This is a genomic window from Clostridium sp. CM037, assembly GCF_055081095.1.
The window spans coordinates 848,353-870,255 of record NZ_CM143650.1 but is presented as its reverse complement, the minus strand read 5'-3'; the positions used below and the strand labels follow the sequence as shown (position 1 = coordinate 870,255).

Annotated in this window: 17 protein-coding genes; 2 read left to right on the top strand and 15 right to left on the bottom strand. The window is 32.2% G+C overall.

Annotated elements, in window-relative coordinates:
- The first annotated feature begins 15 nt into the window (after positions 1-15).
- Positions 16-1,398 (top strand): hypothetical protein, encoded by a 1,383-nt coding sequence (locus ACWJKP_RS04240; protein WP_224579032.1) that lies wholly within the window; start codon positions 16-18, stop codon positions 1,396-1,398.
- 122 nt (positions 1,399-1,520) lie between these two features.
- On the opposite strand, the gene ACWJKP_RS04235 is transcribed toward ACWJKP_RS04240, so the two are convergent.
- On the bottom strand, positions 1,521-3,140 hold the full coding sequence (locus ACWJKP_RS04235) for a peptide ABC transporter substrate-binding protein (protein ID WP_165412707.1): 1,620 nt from the start codon (positions 3,138-3,140) through the stop codon (positions 1,521-1,523).
- 218 nt (positions 3,141-3,358) lie between these two features.
- Between ACWJKP_RS04235 and ACWJKP_RS04230 the strand changes: the two genes are divergently transcribed.
- Positions 3,359-3,592, top strand: a complete 234-nt coding sequence (locus ACWJKP_RS04230; RefSeq protein WP_165412706.1) for a hypothetical protein — start codon at positions 3,359-3,361, stop codon at positions 3,590-3,592.
- Between the two features lie 58 nt (positions 3,593-3,650).
- Here ACWJKP_RS04230 and ligA read toward each other — a convergent pair whose 3' ends face one another.
- From ligA to ACWJKP_RS04160, 14 genes are all read right to left on the bottom strand, one after another.
- Positions 3,651-5,645: an NAD-dependent DNA ligase LigA gene (gene ligA, locus ACWJKP_RS04225; protein WP_462961676.1), complete on the bottom strand. Its 1,995-nt coding sequence runs from the start codon at positions 5,643-5,645 to the stop codon at positions 3,651-3,653.
- Between the two features lie 154 nt (positions 5,646-5,799).
- Positions 5,800-8,058 carry a DNA helicase PcrA gene (gene pcrA / locus ACWJKP_RS04220; protein WP_165412705.1) on the bottom strand — a complete coding sequence of 753 codons (2,259 nt, stop codon included), beginning with the start codon at positions 8,056-8,058 and terminating at the stop codon, positions 5,800-5,802.
- 74 nt (positions 8,059-8,132) lie between these two features.
- The gene (locus ACWJKP_RS04215) at positions 8,133-8,435 is read right to left on the bottom strand and encodes a YerC/YecD family TrpR-related protein (RefSeq protein ID WP_165412704.1); all 303 of its coding nucleotides are present in this window, start codon (positions 8,433-8,435) and stop codon (positions 8,133-8,135) included.
- A gap of 185 nt (positions 8,436-8,620) precedes the next feature.
- On the bottom strand, positions 8,621-8,851 hold the full coding sequence (gene secG / locus ACWJKP_RS04210) for a preprotein translocase subunit SecG (protein WP_165412703.1): 231 nt from the start codon (positions 8,849-8,851) through the stop codon (positions 8,621-8,623).
- Between the two features lie 112 nt (positions 8,852-8,963).
- Entirely contained in the window at positions 8,964-10,259 is a 1,296-nt protein-coding gene (eno, locus tag ACWJKP_RS04205) for a phosphopyruvate hydratase (protein ID WP_165412702.1), read from the bottom strand.
- Positions 10,260-10,385: 126 nt separating this feature from the next.
- A complete protein-coding gene (gene gpmI, locus ACWJKP_RS04200; protein ID WP_165412701.1) occupies positions 10,386-11,915 on the bottom strand; it encodes a 2,3-bisphosphoglycerate-independent phosphoglycerate mutase in 1,530 nt (509 codons plus the stop codon).
- Positions 11,916-12,090: 175 nt separating this feature from the next.
- Positions 12,091-12,837: a triose-phosphate isomerase gene (gene tpiA / locus ACWJKP_RS04195; protein WP_165412700.1), complete on the bottom strand. Its 747-nt coding sequence runs from the start codon at positions 12,835-12,837 to the stop codon at positions 12,091-12,093.
- Positions 12,838-12,945: 108 nt separating this feature from the next.
- The gene (locus ACWJKP_RS04190; RefSeq protein WP_165412699.1) at positions 12,946-14,142 is read right to left on the bottom strand and encodes a phosphoglycerate kinase; all 1,197 of its coding nucleotides are present in this window, start codon (positions 14,140-14,142) and stop codon (positions 12,946-12,948) included.
- Positions 14,143-14,368: 226 nt separating this feature from the next.
- Entirely contained in the window at positions 14,369-15,376 is a 1,008-nt protein-coding gene (gap, locus tag ACWJKP_RS04185) for a type I glyceraldehyde-3-phosphate dehydrogenase (RefSeq protein ID WP_165412698.1), read from the bottom strand.
- An 80-nt stretch (positions 15,377-15,456) separates the two neighbouring features.
- Complete coding sequence (locus ACWJKP_RS04180) at positions 15,457-16,491, bottom strand: sugar-binding transcriptional regulator (protein ID WP_165412697.1); 1,035 nt, start codon at positions 16,489-16,491, stop codon at positions 15,457-15,459.
- A 157-nt stretch (positions 16,492-16,648) separates the two neighbouring features.
- The gene (gene rpoN / locus ACWJKP_RS04175; RefSeq protein ID WP_187351418.1) at positions 16,649-18,019 is read right to left on the bottom strand and encodes an RNA polymerase factor sigma-54; all 1,371 of its coding nucleotides are present in this window, start codon (positions 18,017-18,019) and stop codon (positions 16,649-16,651) included.
- A gap of 189 nt (positions 18,020-18,208) precedes the next feature.
- Complete coding sequence (locus tag ACWJKP_RS04170) at positions 18,209-19,141, bottom strand: ABC transporter permease (protein WP_165412695.1); 933 nt, start codon at positions 19,139-19,141, stop codon at positions 18,209-18,211.
- Positions 19,134-20,240, bottom strand: coding sequence for an ABC transporter permease (locus tag ACWJKP_RS04165; RefSeq protein WP_165412694.1), 1,107 nt, complete (start codon positions 20,238-20,240; stop codon positions 19,134-19,136). Before ACWJKP_RS04165 ends, ACWJKP_RS04170 begins: the two co-directional genes overlap by 8 nt.
- Positions 20,233-21,774, bottom strand: a complete 1,542-nt coding sequence (locus tag ACWJKP_RS04160) for an ABC transporter ATP-binding protein (protein ID WP_165412693.1) — start codon at positions 21,772-21,774, stop codon at positions 20,233-20,235. The genes ACWJKP_RS04165 and ACWJKP_RS04160 overlap by 8 nt, the downstream gene beginning before the upstream one ends.
- Positions 21,775-21,903 lie beyond the last annotated feature (129 nt).

Below are 21,903 nucleotides of genomic sequence, written 5' to 3'. Positions count from 1 at the left end.
TTATATGGTGGTGTTATGTTGAATTTTCTAGGACCTTTTTTAAAAACTAATACATTAAACAAAACTAACATAAAAAATCAATTTTTCTACTTATCAAAAGAATCATTAAAGGATATAGTTTTCGATTCTAAATGTGGTATATATATTCCCTCACGTGATTTAAAATCTAAATCCTTTTCTAAGATTGATATTAACACAATTAATTTAAATTCTCCACTTTTATGTGTTTACAAAAAAGCAGATGCTAAATTAAAATCGAAAGAAGGCATGTTAAATTGGAATGAGAACAAAGTAAAGAAAGAAATAACTATTAATAGCAATGCATTCATGACTTTATCACTACTGGAACTCGCAGACTATTATAATAACTTTAAGGACGTCGATGATACAAAATATGATCTAAGCTCTATTTACCTTAAACTTTGCAAAGAACAATTAGAATTTTATGCTTCTTATTTTCGAAATAAAGATGGGCTCTTTGTTGACAAAAAAGATTTAACTAATCCTCTGAACCAAGAATTTAATTTTGAAGATAAAAACAATAAATTCAAATTTTCTGATCAAGCCTTTATGATGTCTGCTTACTACAAATATTCTACTTATAATAACGTAAAACAAGAGCATGAATATAAACAATTTGCTCTAGATATCCTAGATATGTTTGCTCAGTATAAGGAAGAAATCTACAATGTTTCTTTTGAGGAACTCAATAAGATATGCTTAGCATTAAATATTTTTTATAAGTACTCGGGCTTAGAACTATGCGAAACCCTATTGCTAGATTTTTTAGATTTACTTATAGATCAATATAATGCTAAGCCATCTTTAATTGTTAATGCTAAATTAGATCATTCCTGTATGCTTTTTATAAACTGTACGCTTATGTATAATAATACATTACTTCTTAAATTTAAAGATACTAGTGACGATTTATATGAAAAGCTTACAGACTTATACGATGCCGACAAAGGTATCCTGCTAAAGGAAAGTGCTGATAAAGAGACAAATTATACTTGTGATGAGCTCTTATTATACATTTACAGCCAAATCATATATTCTGATTTTAACAATATTGAAGATAATTCTTTCATGCTTCAGGATATTTTCAAACATCAAATTTTGGATTCTGGTATAATTTTAAGCTGGCCTGAGTCGCCCTCTTTAGATAACTCTGAACATTACAGGGATTTTTCACTAAAATCAGAGGATTTGATACAAGAGGATAATTTTAGAATGCCTGAAATCCCCACACCAGAAACCAATGAATTAGCTTCTATATTCATTAAAAATGTGGTATACAATAAACGAAAGGAGAGTTTTAAACAAAGTAAGTTATCTTTTGATAGCAGCAAAAATATGTTTATATTCTTCTTAACAATATTTTTCCACACTCACTAATATTAAGAGTTAATAATTTTCTCTTATATTATGCTATAACAAAAAAGTATATATGGCTAAAATGCATTCTACGCAATATATACTTTTATTAGCATAGTATAAGAAAAAAAAAAAGCTTAATTTTATTTGGAATCAGTCTTAGCCTCTTTATAAGCATAATCAAACACTAAATTCCCACTTTTAGTTAAATAGATATCTTTAATATTTTCTCTTTTACATATAACTGTATTGCCTATATATATAGGTATACATGGTAAGTCTTTTGCTAATATAGATTGTGCATGATTATAAATTGTTACTTTATTTTTATCGGTTTTCTCCATTAATGCTTTTTCTATAGTTTTATCATAATCCGAACTCTTATATCCATAAATATTATCTTTTGAATATGATGTCCATTTAGTAAAGAATTTATAAATGTCTCCATATTCCTCATCATTTTTTGAAAATATTATATCATAATTTCCCTCTTTAAGTACTTTTTCGAGTTCATCTTTTGTGTATCCAGTGCACACTACCTTTATACCTAAATATTCTTTAATATTTTTAGCTATTTCCTTGCTTATTTTAGTATCAAAATTTTTATTTTCATATACCATAACTAATTCTTGTTTTTCTTCATAATTACTACTTTTTTTTAAATATTCTAAGCCTTTAATTTTATTCTGGGATGCATTAAAAATCACTTTACCACTATTGTCATTAGCTCTAGTAAAAGGTGTATAATTTATTGTTGGAACCGCTACATCTTCTGATATAGTTTCTATAATTAATTCCCGATCTATAATTGAACCAATTGCATTTCTAAAATTTATATCTACTGAATCTCTTTTTTCTAGTATATTTTTAGTTTTTAGATTGAAATTCATATAATACATGCTCTGCGATAGTTTAACTTCAGTTTTATTTTCCGTGCTAAGGGCACTTACTTCACTTATTGGTGGACTTACAAGTACATCAATTTTTGAGGTATCACTATACTGCGAAGTTTCAAAATTTGCTAAAGCTTTCTCTTCATCCTTTATAGAAGTAACTAGCATTTCATTACTAACAATTTCATTGGCCCTCCAATACTTTTCGTTCTTTACTAATTTTATTTCTCCATCTTTGTTTACCTCTTTTATAATAAATGGACCACTATATTGAATTTGACTGTAGCTATCTTTCCAGTTCCTTGTATCCATATTATTTCCCCTTAAAGTGAAAACTGGATTGCTAAGGATATTTATAAAGTTCTCATTAGGATTATTTAGCCTTATCTCTAATGTTGAATCGTCCTTTGCAACAATACCAACATTTTTAAAATCTACTTTTCCTGCACTAAAATCGCGAGCCCCAAATATGCAATATAATTGCTTAGCAAAAATATTTCCTTTTTCCAATAAAATGTTGTGAAAGAACCTTTTAAAATCATCAGCTTTTATAGACGTTCCATCGTTATAATGTAGATCTTTTCTTAATTTAAAGGTATACCCTATTTTGTCCTTACTAACCTCAATTTTTTCTGCCATGGCCGGTACAATTTTGCCATCTTTATCTTCTCTTACTAATCCTTCAAATAAAACTAATAACAAGTCTTTTTCGCGAACACTATCATTATTTGTCATAAGCAAGTCTGCCGGCAATTCTCCCAAGTTATAAACTAAATATTTCCTAGATGTTGTTGGTTTTACTTTCTTTTGAATACATCCACTGGTTAGCATCGTCATAAAAATCAACATTATACATAATAACTTTTTCATAATTACCCCCAATATGTGTATTATTAAGAGTATTAACTTTTCATATATGAAATAATCAAATATCCAATAAAAAAGAGAAAAAGTATAATGATTATATAAATGAATACATATAATCATTATACTGTGTAAAATTGACTTGTTATTTATCTTAATGTACCTTATTATATTAATATGTACTTACAGATTTTATATATGTAAGTATTTAGGAGGCCTTTTCCATGTTAATCGTGACTATACAAATTTTTTCTATACTTTCCATGTTAATTTTTATGCTTACATCGATATGGGGCTTTATTTTATTAATTAAAATATTTAATCAGTTAAGATATAAAAATTATTTACTGGAAAAACTTCTACAAAACGCCTCTAGCTCATCTTCAAAACAGAGACACAAGGAATATCCTAAAGATGATTTTAAAGTCGAAGATATTTCTAGTCCAGGTGAAAAATAAATATTAGTAGCGCAACATAAAGAAGACGTCATTTGACGTCTTTCTTACATTTTCCACACTATTTTAACATATTAACTAGTTCTTCTTCAGATATAACTGTAATTCCAAGCTCTTGAGCTTTGGTAAATTTACTTCCGGCATTCTCGCCTGCTAAAACGTAACTGGTTTTATTAGAAACAGAACCTGATACTTTCCCTCCATGATTTTCTATTATCAATGTGGCATCACTACGCCCCATTGACGTAAGGGTTCCAGTTACGACGAATGTTAACCCGTTAAATAGATTATCGACCTGATTTGAGTCTTCTACAGCCATATTTACGCCATACTCTTTTAACCTATCAATTATTTCTCTGTTTTTATTATCTTCAAAAAATCTTAGTACACACAAAGCACTTATTTCACCTATATCAGAAACCTCTATTAGTTCATCCAATGTTGTATTTTGCAAACATTCAATAGATTTATAATGCTTCATTATGGATTTCGCTGCCATCTTACCAATATTAGGAATTCCGAGGCCTGTCAGCAATCTTTGTGCTTCATTTCCCCTTGATTTGTCTATAGCATCTAGTAACTTATCTGTATTCTTTTCTTTTCCAATTATACCTTTCTCTATAAGCTCCGCGCGGTAATTAAACAGTGAATATACATCTGCTACATCTTTAATATATTCTAAACGGATAAGTTCCTTAATATAAGCCGTACCAAACCCTTTTATATCCATAGCATTCCGACCAACAAAATTAATTATGTGTCTTTCTAATTGAGCCATACAGTTAGGGTTTGTACATTTGATATCAGCCGTATCTTTTTCACGGACAGTAGGGGTTCCACATACCGGGCATCGGTCTGGAATTTGGAATCTATTTAACTTCTCAGAACGTTTTTCTTTGACTACAGCCTTAATTTTCGGGATAATCTCTCCTGATTTGTATACAACAATTATATCTCCAATCCTTATATCTAAATCATTGATAAAATCTTGGTTGTGAAGAATTGCTCTAGATACAGAAGTTCCGCATAAACGAATTGGCTCAAAAATTGCTGTAGGAGTAATTCTTCCGGTTCTTCCTACTGATAGTTCAATATCAATCAATTTTGTTTCTTTTTCTTCTGGAGGGAACTTATATGCTATAGCCCATTTGGGAACTTTTGAAGTATTACCAAGCTTTTTTCTATCTTCCAAGTTATCAATTTTTATAACAACTCCGTCAATATCGTATGCTAAATTACCTCTATCTTCTCCTATAGCCTGGATAGTATTCCACACTTCATCAGCTGTTTTACATTTCACATAATTCTCAATAACTTTTACACCCTGTTTTTTTAACCATTCATAACCTTCGGTATGTGTTTTAAATTCAATTCCTTTGGCATCTTGAATATTAAAAATAAACAGAGATAATTGTCTTTCCTTTGTTATTTTACTATCTAACTGCCTCAATGTACCAGCAGCACAGTTTCGAGGATTTGCAAATATCTTTTTCCCTAATAGTTCTTGTTGTTCATTAACCTTATCAAACGCAGCACTTGCCATATATACCTCACCACGAATCTCGAGGTATGGAACTTGCTCTTTCAGTTTCCGCACGACATCCCCAATTACTTTAGCATTTTCAGTGACATCCTCACCTTGAATGATTCCATCACCGCGAGTTACAGCTACTGTTAATTTACCTTCTACATACCGTAGTGACATTGACAACCCATCAATTTTAAGTTCAACAACAAATGTTGGATCACTAAGTTCTTCAATCATTTTATTTATATAAGCATAGACTTCTTCTTTTGTAAATACGTCTTGCAAACTGAGCATTGGTACATTATGTTTTACTAATACCCCAGCTTTTCTTTTAGCGTTTCCACCTATGTTTTGAGTTGGGGACTCTAAGGTGATAAGTTCTGGATATTCTTTCTCTATTGCTTTAAGCGCAAGCATCAATTGATCATATTCATAATCTGATATTTCCGGATTATCTTGGTTGTAATATCTATCACTGTGATATTTAATTGTCTTTTTTAATTCTTCAATTTCATCTTTTATACTAATTTTCATAAACTACACCCTTTCCCACGAAATCAACGTTCATCTGCTAGGTATATGAAATAAAATAACTAGCACACTCACTAGCTATTTTATCCAAAATGCCTTAGCGCATTCAAATAAATAGCAAATCAGTATGCTAGCCCTATTTTCATGTGCCTTATAACATTTCTAAAGGCGCTTTATCTAATATCAACTTTTTTATTCCCATGTTATCAAACGCTATTGAAATCATTGTATCATTATCAGAACTCGATTTTGACACTATGGTACCTATTCCAAATTTAGTATGTCTAACTTTCCTACCTACCGTAGCTTCTCTATTCATAGCATTCTCACTATTGACACTTTGCTGGCCTGGATCATTTCCTTTCGCTGTAGCTGATGTATAATCTTGAGGCGAAGTTTTACTTAGTAGTCCATGCGGGTTATAATTTTGTGAATTTCCAGTGTTTTTTCTCTTTAATACCTGCACAGTCCTATTTTTAGCTCCCCCGATAACTTCTTTTAAATCCGGAGAAATTTCACTGATAAAATCAGAGGGCTGATACCCAACATTTCTTCCAAATACCATTCTACTCTCTGCAGATGTTATGTAGAGCTTCTCCTCAGCCCTTGTTATAGCAACATAGCACAGGCGCCTTGATTCTTCCATTTCAGTAAAGTTGTTAAGCGAAGACATGCCGGGGAATATCCCATTTTCCATACCAACCATAAATACTACTGGAAATTCTAACCCCTTTGCACTATGAACAGTCATCATTGCCGCAGTCTCTACTGTTTCATCAGGGTCATCAGTGCTCGAACCTAAACTTACTCCTTCTAAGAATGTTAAAAGCGACTTATCTTCTGAAGTTCTTTCAAATTCTACAGCATCTGATACTAATTCCTTTATATTCTCTACCCTGCTCTCATCCTCTGGTTCCTTAGAAAGTTCTAATTGCTTTAAATACCCTGTATCACTTATTATAGATTTAATTAACTCAGAGACTGTTCCTGTTTCATTTTTGGCCATAAAGCTATTCATAAGACTTACAAATTTACTTATAGATGCTTTATTTCTAGTTGTCAATGTAGGTATAAAATCTACATCTAGAATAGCACTATACAAGCATTGATCTATACCTGTTGCAAATTCTTGAATCTTTTGAATAGTTGCATCTCCTATACTTCTTTTAGGCATATTTATAATTCTTTTTAAAGCGATATCGTCAAGTGGGTTATTAATAAGCTTTAAATACGCCATTATATCCTTTATTTCTTTTCTATCATAGAATTTTAATCCTCCTACTATTCTATATGGAATCAAATTTTTTCTGAAACTCTCCTCAAAAATACGTGATTGAGAATTCATCCTATATAAAATTGCAAAGTCCTTATAGCTTCTATTTTCCTCAGTCATAATTCTCTTAATTTGGCTTGCTACAAAATTTGACTCGTCTCTATCTGTAAATGCTCTATATAAATTAATTTTCTCTCCACAATCTTTTTCAGTCCTTAGAGCCTTATCTTTTCTTTGAGAATTATTTCTTATAACTTCATTAGCTGCCATAAGTATATTTCCGCAAGATCTATAATTTTGCTCGAGCTTAACAACCTTTGCCTTTGGATAATCTTTTTCAAAATCTAAGATATTGGTGACATCCGCACCTCTCCAAGCATAAATACATTGGTCATCATCTCCAACTACGCATATATTTTCACGCTCATCTACTAAAAGCTTTATAAGCTCATACTGTGCTTTATTTGTATCTTGATACTCATCAACCATAATGTACTTGAATTTTGAATGATAGAAATCCAAAACTTCCTTATTATTTTTTAAGAGTTCAACAGCTTTAAAAATTAAATCATCAAAATCTAGTGCATTGTTACCTTTTAGTCTTTTTTGATAAAGAACATACACATCAGCGATTTTGTTTTTTCTATAATCGCTTTCATTTTCTTTTTTAAATTTTTGTGGACTAATAAGTTCGTTTTTAGCACTCGATATTTTACCTAAAATTTCTGAATCTGTTAGATCTTTTTCATTTATTTGAAGTTCCTTCATACACTGTTTAATCAAACTTTTTTGATCATAGCTATCATAAATAGTGAAATTCTTATTATATCCCAGCCTATCTATCTCTCGCCTTAAAATCCTAACACAACTAGAGTGGAAGGTAGAAATCCACATGTTATCCGCTATATTGCCTACTAAGGAACGCACTCTATCCTTCATTTCACCAGCCGCTTTATTAGTAAAGGTTATGGATAAAATTTGAGACGGATATATAGCTAAATCCTGAATCATATGCGCAATTCTATAGGTCAAAACCCTAGTTTTCCCAGATCCCGCTCCAGCTAATATTAGCAATGGGCCATCAACTGTTATTGCAGCCTCGCACTGCTCTTTGTTTAACAAACTTTTCAAATCCATGAAACCACTCCTTATATATTATATTAACCGACCCTCTCTATCCGCATCTAAAATGTCGTTAAAAATGAATACACTTATTTCGCTAATTCCAAACGCTCTAATATAAGTTTATACCCATCACTACCATAATTCAATGCTCTGCCGATTCTACTTATTGTAGCAGTACTTGCCCCTGTTACACCTGCTATATCCAAATAGGTCCTTTTATCTGCTAGCATTCTTGCTACTTGAAGCCTTTGCTCAAATGCTTTAATTTCATTTATAGTGCATAAATCTTCAAAAAATCTATAGCATTCTTCCTTTGTTTGAAGGCTTAAAATACCCTCAAAAAGGAAATCCATATCATTACTTTCTAATTTAGAACTGTATTCACTCATCTTCCTTCACCTCTAATAATCATAGATTACATATATACTATTAAATCATCTGCTGGGTCGCTATTCATCACCTGAACACTTAAAAACCATATAAAAAATGCAGCTTATTAAATTTTTTAAATAAACTGCTGTGAAGTATAAAATATTTATTTGATTGTACCTAAATTATTACTTAGATAAGTATATTATTTAACTATATTTAACATCACTGTAGTTATAGTAAAGAAAATTGCTGAAACTACTGTAATTCTTACTAGTACTGATTCTGCTGTTTTTGTTTTATTTTTTGCAAAAAAAGTCTCAGAAGTTCCTCCTATAAGGCCACTTAATCCATCTGATTTACTAGGTTGCATCATAACGGATACAATTATAGCAATTGAAGTTATAACCTGTAAAACTACTAGAAAACTATGCATGTGTACACCTCCAATTCATCGAATACATAATTATTTTAGCATACTCTAAGACAGTTTACAATGAATTGTAAAATTTAAGAGTATAGCCTATAAAGACTATACTCTTAATTAATTATCTATTTATGTTATAGAATGCTTTTAATCCTCTGTACTCAGCCATTTCTTCTAATTCTTCTTCTATTCTTAATAATTGATTGTATTTAGAAACTCTTTCGCTTCTAGCTGGGGCACCAGTTTTAATTTGTCCTGCATTCATAGCTACAACTAAGTCAGCTATTGAAGTATCTTCTGTTTCTCCTGATCTATGAGAAACTACTGCAGTATATCCTGCCCTTTCAGCCATTTCTATAGCATTTAGTGTTTCAGTTAATGTACCTATTTGGTTTAATTTTATAAGAATTGAATTTGCAGTTTTTCTTTCAATTCCCATTTTTAATCTGTCAGTGTTGGTTACAAATAAATCATCTCCAACTAATTGAACTCTATCTCCTATTTTATCAGTTAAGTACTTCCAGCCTTCCCAATCTTCTTCAGCCATTCCATCTTCGATAGATATAATTGGATATTTGTTTACAAGTTCTACATAGTAGTCAGCCATTTGCTCTGGAGTCAATATTCTTCCTTCTGAAGCTAAGTTGTATTTTCCATCTTCAAAGAATTCAGAAGCTGCTGGATCAAGAGCAATATAAATATCTTTTCCAGGAACATATCCAGCTTTTTCTATAGCTTCTATTATGATTTTTATAGCTTCTTCGTTTGATGATAAATCTGGAGCAAATCCACCTTCATCACCAACACCAGTCGCTAGTCCTTTAGTTTTTAATAATGCTTTTAATGAATGGTAAACTTCTGCACTCATTCTTAAAGCGTCCTTAAAAGAAGTTGCTCCAACTGGCATAACCATAAACTCTTGTAAGTCTACATTATTGTCAGCATGGCTTCCACCATTTATAATGTTCATCATTGGAACTGGTAAAACCTTAGCATTTACTCCACCAATATATTGATATAGTCCGAGTCCTAATGACTCAGCAGCCGCTCTAGCACATGCAAGAGATACTCCAAGAATTGCATTAGCACCTAGTTTAGCCTTATTAGGTGTGCCATCAAGATCTATCATTGCTTTGTCAATTGCTATTTGATCATATACATTCATTCCAACTATCTCTTCAGCTATTAGATTGTTTACATTATCAACGGCTTTTAAAACTCCTTTACCGTTATATGTATCCTTGTCTCCATCTCTTAACTCTACCGCTTCAAATATGCCAGTAGAAGCGCCTGATGGTACTGATGCTCTTGCTATTGTTCCATCTTCGAGTGTTACTTCAACTTCAACAGTTGGAAATGCTCTTGAGTCCAGAATCTGTCTTGCATAAATATCAATTATTTCAATAAAGTTTTTCATGTTATCTAACCTCCAAATTTTTTCTCTATGTTATTATATCCTAAGTTAACTTAAGTTAATCCTATACTTTACGGAAACTTAAGTTAATCTTAGATAATACATTATTCAATTTAGTTTTCTTTTAACCTATTTAATTAAAGATTTTCCTGTCATTTCACTTGGTATACTGAGTCCCATAGCTTGGAGCATAGTTGGTGCAATATCCGCCAATATTCCACTATCTTTTAGACCATTACTGTGATTTGAAACGTATGTGAATGGAACTAAATTTGTAGTATGTGCTGTCATAGGCTTTCCAGACGAATAATCAAGCATTTGTTCAGAGTTTCCATGATCTGCAGTTATAAATACGCTGCCGTCCTTGCCTAGAACGCACTCAACAATTTTTCCAAGGCATTCATCCACTGTTTCTATAGCTTTTTTAGCAGCTTCAAAAACGCCTGTATGACCTACCATATCTGGGTTAGCATAGTTAAGTATAATCATGTCGTATTCATCTGTTTCTAGTCTCTTTAATAATTCTTCTGTAACCTCTTGCGCACTCATTTCTGGCAATAAATCATATGTTGCTACTTTAGGTGATGGAATTAATGCTCTATCTTCATTTACATTCGGAGCCTCAACACCTCCATTAAAGAAGAATGTAACATGGGCGTATTTTTCAGTTTCAGCTATTCGGAGCTGTTTTTTACCCATTTTACTAACATATTCTCCAAGCGTATTAGTGTAACTTTCTGGTGTATACGCTACATCAACGTTTTCTATAGTTATATCATATTGCGTAGTACATACAAAGTTCAAATTTAAAGTTTCTCTTTTAAAACCATTAAATACTTTATCATTTAATGCCCTAGTAAGTTCGCGAGCTCTGTCCGGTCTAAAGTTAAAGAATATTACACTATCGTTATTACTTATAGCTGAAACAGGCTTATTATTTTCCATTATAACAGTCGGAAGAACAAATTCATCTGTCTTATTATCATGGATAGCTTTTTTAACTGCCTCTATTGCCGAGGTATTTTCCTCACCCTTAGATAAAACCATAGCATTATATGCAAGTTCAACTCTTTCCCATCTCTTATCTCTATCCATAGCATAATATCTACCACATACAGTAGCAATTTTACCCACGCCTATTGTATTCATATATTCTTCGAGTTCTGCTATGTATTGTAGTGCTGAACCTGGTTGCACATCTCTACCGTCTAACAATGCATGAACATAAACATTTTTAGCACCTTTATCCTTAGCAAGCTTTATTAAAGCTTTTAAATGATCAATATGAGAGTGAACTCCTCCATCTGACAATAATCCTAAAAGATGCACCGAAGAATTTGCCTTAATAGCTTTATCTATAGCTTTATTAAAAGCAAGGTTTTCAAAAAAGTTTCCTTCTTCAATTTCTTTTGTTATTTTCGTAAGTGCTTGATATATAATTCTACCAGCACCTATGTTTAAGTGGCCAACTTCTGAATTTCCCATTTGACCCGCTGGTAGTCCTACCTCTAGGCCACTTGCATTTAATTTCGTACTTGGATATTTCTTTATTATTCTGTCATAGTTTGGTTTATTGGCCGCAACTACTGCATTTCCATCTACGTTGCTTGATAATCCGAATCCATCTAAAATCATTAGCATTACTGGTTTTTTTGACATTTTTGTTCCCCCATCCGTTGTTTCTAAAGTAAAATACATATATATGTATCGACAGTTCAGAGTTATAATTAACTAACTAAAGTAGATTAATCTACTAAAGTAGCTAAATCCACTAAAGTGGCTGCATCTACTAAAGTAGTCTAGCCACATTAGTGGATTCATTTACTATAACATCTTAATAATTTACTATTCCTGCGAAGTCTTGTGCCTTAAGGCTAGCTCCTCCGATTAATCCACCATCTATATCTGATTTACCCATTTGTTCTTTTATAGTTGTTGGTTTAACAGATCCACCATATTGAATTCTAACTTTTTCTGCTACTTCTGCTCCGAACATAGCTCCAACAGTTGCTCTTATAAATGCAATTGTATCATTAGCCTGATCAGCAGTTGCAGTTTTACCTGTACCTATTGCCCAAATTGGTTCATAAGCAATAACCAATTTTTCCACTTGTTCTTTTATAAGTCCTTCTAAATCTAATTTTACTTGACTAGCTAAGACTTTTTCTGTAATATTTCCTTCTCTATCACTAAGAGTTTCCCCTACGCAAAGTATAGGAATAATACTATGGCTATAAGCAGCTTTAATCTTTTTGTTTACAGTTTCATCAGTTTCATTGAAATATTGTCTTCTTTCACTATGACCAATTATAACATATTCAACGCCCATATCTTTTAGCATTCCTGGTGCAATTTCACCTGTAAAAGCACCATTTTCTTCAAAATGCATGTTTTGAGCTCCTACCTTTATATTTGTACCCTTACTTGCCTTTATTACTGCGTCTAAACATAAAAATGTAGGACAAACCACAACATCACATTTTGCTTCTTTAACTAACGGTTTCATTTCCTCAATTAAAGTTACAGCCTCAGCTACAGTTTTATTCATCTTCCAATTTCCTGCAATTATACCTTTTCTCATCAAAAAACCCCCAAGTATTCTTTTATTGTAAGTAATAATTATTAGTATTGTTATCTGGACAACAATTAATGTATATTAAAAAATTTGAAATGTCTTATTTAACTTTAACTATTTATTTGTAAGAGCTTCAATTCCTGGTAATAATTTACCTTCTAAGAATTCAAGAGATGCTCCGCCACCTGTAGATATATGAGTCATTTTATCTCCAAATCCTAATTGATTAACAGCCGCTGCACTATCTCCACCACCTATTATAGTAGTTCCATCAACTTTTGACATTGCCTCAGCCACTGCTATTGTTCCCTTTGCAAAATTCGCAAATTCAAATACTCCCATTGGTCCATTCCAAACAATAGTTTTAGCCATGCTAATAGCGCCTTTATACATCTCACAAGTCTTAGGACCAATATCAAGTCCCATAAACCCATCAGCAATATTTTGACTTTCAGTAACTACTGGCTCTGCCTCAGATGAAAATCTATCTGCAACAATATTATCTACAGGTATTAAAAATTTAACTTTTTTTGACTCAGCTTTTTGCATCATATCTTTAGCATATTCTACTTTATCCTCTTCAACTAGTGAACTTCCTATAGAATAACCGCCGGCTTTTAAGAATGTATAAGCCATCCCTCCACCAATTATTAAAGTATCCACCTTTTCAAGCAAATTTTCAATAACATTTATTTTATCTGAAACCTTAGCGCCACCTAGAATTGCTACGAAAGGTCTAACAGGGCGATCTATTGTATCCCCTAAGAATTTTAGTTCCTTTTGAATTAAATATCCGCATACTGAAGTCTCAATAAACTGTGTTACTCCAACTGTAGAGCAATGAGCTCTATGAGCTGATCCAAATGCATCATTTACAAATATATCAGCAAGGGATGCTAATTCTTTTGAAAAGTTTTCTGTATTTTTAGTTTCTTCTTTTCTATATCTTGTGTTTTCTAATAATAAAACATCTCCGTCTTTCATTTTTGACACTGCAGATTTTACATTATCACTAACTACATTTGGATCTGCTGCAAAGACTACTTCTTTTTTTAACATTTCGCTTAATCTCTTTGCAACTGGCGCTAAAGAAAGCTCAGGTTTTGGTTCTCCACTTGGTTTACCAAGATGTGAACATAAAATAACTTTTGCACCTTTTTCTATCAAATAGTTTATTGTTGGCATTGCACCTACTAATCTATTTACATCTGTAATTACCCCATCTTTTAATGGTACATTAAAATCGCATCTTACTAAAACTTTTTTACCTTTAACCTCAATATCCTCGATTGTTTTTTTATTGAATTGCATACACATTCTCCTCCCATATGGTTTATAATACAAGTTTCTTATAATTTAATCACATTCATATAAATAGACTACCCTACTCTCTTACTATTTACTACTATCTTACTATTTATTTGAATGTACCTTGTATTAATAAAATATAAAAAGGTCCGGTTCCATAGACTAACTATAAAACCAGACCTTAATACTATACTTACAGTTTCCTACAGTTTTATAATAAAATTAAATTTTATAGTCTGTCTGCAACATATTTAGTTAAATCTGCTAATCTGTTTGAATAACCTGCTTCATTATCGTACCATGAAACAACTTTAACCATATTTCCTTCGATAACCATAGTTGACATAGCATCAACTATAGAAGATCTTTCGTCTCCTTTAAAATCAATTGAAACTAAAGGTTCTTCACAACAACCAAGTATTCCTTTCATTTCAGTTTCAGCTGCTTTCTTAAATGCTGCATTTACTTCTTCTACAGTAACATTCTTTGAAACTTCGCAAACTAAATCTGTACATGAAACTGTTGGAGTTGGAACTCTTAATGAGAATCCGTTTAATTTTCCTTTTAATTGTGGTAAAACTAATGCTACTGCTTTTGCTGCTCCTGTTGTAGTTGGAATCATTGATAGGTTAGCTGCTCTTGCACGTCTCATATCACTATGTGGAGCATCTAATAATCTTTGATCTCCAGTATATGAATGAATTGTAGTCATTAAGCCTTTAACTATTCCAAATTCTCTGTCTAAAACTTTAGCAAATGGTGCTAAACAGTTTGTTGTACATGATGCATTTGATATTACGTTATGTTTTGCTGAATCATATTTTTCTTCGTTAACTCCCATAACTATTGTAATATCTTCATTTTTTGCTGGTGCAGATATAAGAACTTTTTTAACACTTACACATAAATGATCGCTTGCTTTAGTAGCATCTGTAAAGAATCCTGTTGATTCTAATACTATTTCTACTCCAAGTGAACTCCAGTCAATATTCTTTGGTTCTCTTTCTGCAAATATTTTAATTTCTTTTCCGTTAACTACTATTGCACTTTCTTTAGCTTCTACAGTTCCGTCAAATTTTCCGTAAAGTGAATCATATTTTAAAAGATGTGCGAGTGTCGCAGCATCTGTTAAATCATTAATTCCTACTACTTCTAATTCTGTTGAATAATTTTTTACTAGTGCATTAAATACATTTCTTCCTATTCTTCCAAATCCATTAATTCCTACTTTTACCATCTTGGCAAAACCTCCTAAATTTTATTAACCTAATTATATGTAAATATATAATTTTTTCATTAATCAAATCATTATATAGTTTACTCTCTTTTCTCTATAATATTTACTATTTCTTCTGCAGCCGCTTGATCAATTATTAAAACAGTGCTTAAGCGGTTGATTTCAGTAGCGATGATGGCTCTAGCTTTATTTTTTCCAGCCGCTACTGCGATTAGTGTTTTGCTGTCTGTAACATCTTCATTTTTCACCCCAATAGTAGGTGTAGAATGAACTATTTCTCCTAATTCATTATAGTATTGACCAAATGCTTCTCCTACTGCACCTAATTCTTCAAGTTCCTTTATCTCTTTTTCAGGTACTTCTCTTTTCATAGCCATATCACTGGCGATACCTATTCCATAAATAAGAATATCAGCACTTCGAATCTTATCAATTATACTTTTTATACTTTTTTCATTTACTATAGTTTTTAAAGCATCATTGCTCAAATTATCAGGTACATGTAGTAATTCGTAATTTCCACCAATTTTATCTGCTAGCCTAGCCACTAAAGTATTAGCTTGAATTTCTACATTTCTGGCCATACCGCCCCTGGCCGGAAGCACTAAAACATTGGTATATTTGTTATTTTTAGAGAAATTGTCTATAACTTCCTTAACTGTTGATCCACCTGTTATTGCAATTATACTGTTATCTTTAATAATATCCATAACATAAATTGCAGCTACCTTCCCAACTTCTTTAAGGACACTTTTATCAATTTCAACGTTCCCGGGAACAACTATAACTTGCTTCAGCTTCAAATGTTTCTCAATAAATTTCTCGATTTTAGACAACCCCTTAATCTCATGAATAAATCCTTTTAACTGATCTAAAATTTCTTCACCATCAGTTGTTATAAACATACCCAGTGCATTAACCTCAATCAAGTTTTGGGACTTTAGAAAGTTTATTTCATTTCTTACTATTCTCTCGCTTATGCACATCTGATCTGCTAAAATTCTTCGTCCTATAGGTTGATTATAACATATCATCCTTAATATATCATGTCGTTTTTCAAGAAGTTCTATTAATTCAGGCACTATTTTTTGTTGTAATTTTAATATACTCTCCACTTGAACACCTTTCTGGACTTTTTAAGTCCCAGCTTATATTTTTTGCTCCCACAAACATTATAGATGAAATACTAACTTTTTTAAATTAGTATTTGCAAAAAATATGTTAACATTTTGTTAACGGCATGATTAAATCATCTCCTGCGTAGCTGAGATATTAAAATCTTTTCCGCTTACAAGAACTTTTAATTTCAAGTTCTTCCCTATATTTTGCTACAGTTCTTCTTGAAATATTCATCCCTTCTACATTTAATCGATTACAAATAATTTGGTCTGATAAGGGCTTCTTTTGGTCCTCATTATACACCATTTCTTTAATAGTTTTCTTAATATTAGTTGTGGATACATCCTCACCACCTACAATTGACGCAATGCCATTAGTAAACAGGTCTTTTATTTTAATGACTTTCCCGTTATTTATACTAACATATTTTTCCCTAATTGCACGGCTTATAGTAGATTCATGCATTTCTAAATTGTTAGCAATCTTTTTAAGCGTCATTGGTTTTAAATATTCAGCGCCTTTATCGAAATATTCCTTTTGAACTGCCAAAATATCTTCCAAAACTCTATATACAGTGTTTTTCCTTTGTTCAATACTTTTAATAAGAAACACTGCGCTATTAATCTTATCTTTTACATATTCTACAGCTTCTATATCATTTTCATTTTTAATAATTTCTTTATACAAACTATTTATATTCAATTTAGGAAGTACATCTTCATTCATAGAGATAAAATATTGGTCATCAATTTTATTAATATAAGCATCAGGCACAATATACTTAACCGTCTCACCAGTATAAAATCCTCTTGACGGCTTAGGCTCTAAAGTTTTTATTATATCTCCATATTTTTGAACCTCAGAAATTTTAACATTTAGTTCTTTAGCTATATCATTGTATTTATTTTCTCCCAATAATTCTAAATACTTATCAATGATTATATAAATATTTTCATCATCTATCCCCAGATTATGTAATTGAATCCTTAAACATTCCCTTAGGTTCCTAGCTCCAATTCCTTGTGGCTCTAAAGATTGGAAAATTTCAAGTGCAATTTCAGCGTTCTCATTTGTTATTCCGAGTTCCCTACATATATCAGATAAATCTTCCGATAAATAACCTTTGGTATCTAAGTTCTCCACCATATATTTGCATATTTCTAAAATTTCATACTGCTCCGTTAGTTCCCCTATTTGCTCTTTAAGATAATCTTTAAGAGATTTTTCCTCTGCAATATAATAAAATGGAGAAATTTCTTCATTTTCATTCTTTGCAGCATAGCTCTTTACTTTATAATCATCCTTACCAAGATATTTAATTATTTCTTTATAATCAAATTCATTATTGTTATTACTTTTGTGGTTTTGCAAGTCTTTTTCCTCCAGCACTGGATTCTCTTGCATCTCTTTATTTACATATTGTCCTAGCTCGTATGCTGACATTTGAAGAAGTTTAACAGACATTTGCATTTCTTGAGTCATTATTAATTTTTGTTCTTGAATCAAATTTAAACCAAAATTAATGTTCATTTTATTATCACCTCATCTTTGGTTGCTATTTATTTTCATGTACCTCTCATATTATAAATATTATAACATAGCTAATGATATAAACCTAGATTATGCATTAAGCTAGAAATAAAAATAAAAAATCTCAGCATAAATTTCTACAACAGCAGAAAACGTAAGCTAAGATTTTTTATTTTTAAAATATTATCTAGATCCTTTAACATATGGTTTACCACTCGCAAGGGGGCCTGTTGTTTTTCCAACAAATCCTGCAAGTGCAATCATGGTAAGTACATATGGAATAACATCATACACTTCTGTAGGTAAATTCCAGCTAAGTCCCTGTGCAAAAATATTAAATGCACTACCAAAGGCAAATAACAAACTAGCCCCAAGCGCTCCGAAAGGTTTCCAATTACCGAAAATAACAGCCGCTAAGGCAATAAATCCACGTCCTGCAACCATTCCTTCTCTGTAAAGTGGTGTTATTCCGAGGGATAATGCTGCTCCACCGAGCCCTGCTAGCATTCCTGATAAAATAACACATAAATATCTTATTTTATAAACATTTATTCCTAAAGTATCAGCCGCCTTTGGATGTTCTCCTACAGCTCTAATTCTAAGTCCTAAAGGTGTTTTATATAGTATATAATGCGAAACAAATACTAAAATAATCGCGAGTATTACAAACCAGTTTAGCTGCGATATTAAATCCCCTATTATTGGTATATTTTTAATCCAATCCGGTATGTTATATGAAAGTCCTGTTACTATATCTGTTTGGCCACCTTTACCACCAAATAACTTAAATATTAAGAAACTCGCAAGGGCCGTAGAAAAAAGATTTATAGCAGTACCTGAGATTACTTGATCTGCACGCAAATGTATGCTTAGCACAGCGTGTATTAATCCCAAAACACCCCCTGCTATCACTCCAAAAAGTATTCCCATTGCTGGACTTCCAGTGGTGTAACTTCCATATACCGCAAAGAAAGCACCTATTACCATCATACCTTCAAGGCCTATATTAACCACACCTGATTTTTCTGAAAATATACCACCGAGTGCTGCAAAAATTAGAGGCGTAGCTATTCTTAAAGTTTGCGCAAACAAATTAATTAAAATAACACTACTCATTTGTAATCGCCCCCTTCTTTTTCTTCTCAGAGAAGTATTTAACAATATAATCTGTTGCTACAAATATAATAATTATAGCTTGGATTAAATAAACTATTTCTTTTGGTATTCCGTTTAATTGAAGGGTTCTAGAACTACTATTTAATGTTCCAAATAATAAAGCTGATGCTATACATCCAATAGGATTGCTCTTTGCAAGTAAAGCAACTGCAATTCCATCAAACCCATAAGAGGGAAGTGCCATAAAATCTTTTGCATTATGAAGCACACCTGCAACATGCGTTGCCCCACCAACTCCGGCTATTGCACCAGAGATCACCATAGCCAAAACAGTATTTTTCGCTACATTAATCCCCCCATATTCTGCAGCATGTGGATTTATACCAACTGCTCTTATTTCGTAACCAACAGTGGTTTTCCATAATAACCAGAATATAAAGATAGCTACTGCTATGGCAAGGAATATACTAATATTAGCTCCACTACCACTAACAAACCTATGAATTTCTGCACTCTCTTGTATATTAGGAGTACTTGCTTTACCTTCCACTCCAAAACTAGTTCTTAAAATAATAAAATTGGCTAAAGCCATAGATATATAATTCATCATAATTGTGTTAATAACTTCATGAGTGCCTACTTTAGCCTTTAAATATCCCGGGATTGCTCCCCATATTCCTCCGGCTAAAAGTCCTGCTAAAATAACTAAAACTATATGAATTACTGGATTTAGTCCTGGCAATGTTCCAACAACAGCCGCTGCCATCATTCCAAGTATAAATTGACCAGCAACACCTATATTAAATAATCCACATTTAAATGCTACAGCATTTGCAACTCCTGTAAATATTAATGGAGTAACTTCTGAAAGGGTAACGAAGGTTACTCTCGTATTACCAAACCCACCTTTATATATAAGTCCAAATAAATCACCTAAAGCTGAAAAGTATTGTAATATAGAATATCCTTTTGCCCACATTACAAAGAATACAGCAACAAATATAGAAACGATTATAGAAAAGAAAGGGAAAGCAAGTGTTTTAATGATATTTTTTGCCATACTTACAAAATTACTATTTTCACTTTCTACTTTATTCATTATCTTTAGCTCCTTCCGGTGTTTTATTTAGATTACCACCAGCCATAAGTATACCAAGTTTTTTCTCTGTTGCATCACATCTATCGAGTATATCTACTATTCTGCCATCATACATTACGGCAATTCTATCTGATAATGCCATTATTTCATCAAGTTCTAATGATACTAATAAAATCGCCTTACCCTTATCACGTTCTGCAACTAATCTTTTGTGAATATATTCAATTGCACCAACGTCAAGACCTCTCGTAGGTTGTGCTGCTATTAATAATTCCGGATCTTTTGAAATTTCTCTAGCTGCTACAAGTTTTTGTTGATTACCACCTGATAATGATTCCGCATTTACATCTGCATTTGGAGTTCTAATATCAAATTCGCTAATAAGTTCATCACAGTGTTTTCTAATTTCTTTGTAATTCATAACTATGCCTTTACTGAAGGGTGCATTTTTATGAATTCCAAGCACTGAGTTTTCAAATAGAGAATAATCTAATATAAGCCCTCTTTTGTGCCTATCTTCTGGTATATGGCCAACACCTACTGACATAATATCTCTTGGTGACTTACCATATGTATTTTTACCGTTTATTATAATGCTTCCACTCTTAGGCCTTTGAAGTCCAGTTAAAACTTCTAACAATTGAGATTGACCATTTCCATCAACACCAGCTATCCCTAGAATTTCTCCACCATATACTGCTAAGTTTAAATCTTGTACTGCAGGTAATCCTCTGTGATCACAAGCACAAAGATTTTCAATTTTCAATATTTCGCCGCGAATTTGAGCAGGATTTTTCTCTACAGTTAGATTAACTTTTCTGCCTACCATAAGCTGCGCTAATTCGTCTATACTTGTTTCTTTAGTCTTTACTGTTCCAGTTACTGCGCCTCGCCTAATTATAGTAACTCTATCACTCATACTCATAACCTCTTTTAATTTATGGGTTATCAGTATTACGGATTTTCCTTCTTTTTCAAGATTTTCAATTATTATTCCGAGTTCCTCAATTTCCTTTGGTGTTAAAACTGCTGTAGGCTCATCTAATATTAAAATTTGTGCACCTCTATATAGCGCCTTTAGTATCTCTACCTTTTGTTGTTGCCCTACAGAAATATCTTCTATAACCGCGCTTGGGTCTATTGCGAAACCGTACCTTTCTGAAATTTCTTTAACATCATGTATCGCTTTGCCCATATCAATTTTGAATCCTTTTTTAGGCTCAATACCCAACACAATATTTTCCGCAACAGTAAAATTATGTACAAGCATAAAATGCTGATGAACCATTCCTATACCTAACTTGATAGCATCATTTGGAGTAGATATATTCACTAGGTTACCGCTTACATAAATCTCGCCTTCTTCTTGTTTATATAGACCATAGAGAATATTCATAAGGGTTGTTTTTCCTGCACCATTTTCACCAAGAAGAACGTGCGTTTCGCCTCTTAATAGTTCAAAATTTATGTTGTCATTGGCAATGGTTCCTGGAAAAATCTTTGTTATGCCCTTCATTTCAATTACCTTTTCCATTGGATTTCCTCCTTAAAAAGATTATTCATCACCTGTGGTGCTGACATCACCTTTGGTGCTGACATCATCTCCACCCAAAATTTTCATTATTCTTAGAAAGAGCTAGATGTAACACATCTAGCTCTTATT

Coding starts and splice junctions, on each gene's coding strand:
- ACWJKP_RS04240 (WP_224579032.1), top strand. CDS start 16: ATGTTGAATTTTCTAGGACCTTTTTTAAAAACTAATACATTAAACAAA.
- ACWJKP_RS04235 (WP_165412707.1), bottom strand. CDS start 3,140: ATGAAAAAGTTATTATGTATAATGTTGATTTTTATGACGATGCTAACC.
- ACWJKP_RS04230 (WP_165412706.1), top strand. CDS start 3,359: ATGTTAATCGTGACTATACAAATTTTTTCTATACTTTCCATGTTAATT.
- pcrA (WP_165412705.1), bottom strand. CDS start 8,058: ATGGATTTGAAAAGTTTGTTAAACAAAGAGCAGTGCGAGGCTGCAATA.
- ACWJKP_RS04215 (WP_165412704.1), bottom strand. CDS start 8,435: ATGAGTGAATACAGTTCTAAATTAGAAAGTAATGATATGGATTTCCTT.
- secG (WP_165412703.1), bottom strand. CDS start 8,851: ATGCATAGTTTTCTAGTAGTTTTACAGGTTATAACTTCAATTGCTATA.
- eno (WP_165412702.1), bottom strand. CDS start 10,259: ATGAAAAACTTTATTGAAATAATTGATATTTATGCAAGACAGATTCTG.
- gpmI (WP_165412701.1), bottom strand. CDS start 11,915: ATGTCAAAAAAACCAGTAATGCTAATGATTTTAGATGGATTCGGATTA.
- tpiA (WP_165412700.1), bottom strand. CDS start 12,837: ATGAGAAAAGGTATAATTGCAGGAAATTGGAAGATGAATAAAACTGTA.
- ACWJKP_RS04190 (WP_165412699.1), bottom strand. CDS start 14,142: ATGCAATTCAATAAAAAAACAATCGAGGATATTGAGGTTAAAGGTAAA.
- gap (WP_165412698.1), bottom strand. CDS start 15,376: ATGGTAAAAGTAGGAATTAATGGATTTGGAAGAATAGGAAGAAATGTA.
- ACWJKP_RS04170 (WP_165412695.1), bottom strand. CDS start 19,141: ATGAGTAGTGTTATTTTAATTAATTTGTTTGCGCAAACTTTAAGAATA.
- ACWJKP_RS04165 (WP_165412694.1), bottom strand. CDS start 20,240: ATGAATAAAGTAGAAAGTGAAAATAGTAATTTTGTAAGTATGGCAAAA.
- ACWJKP_RS04160 (WP_165412693.1), bottom strand. CDS start 21,774: ATGGAAAAGGTAATTGAAATGAAGGGCATAACAAAGATTTTTCCAGGA.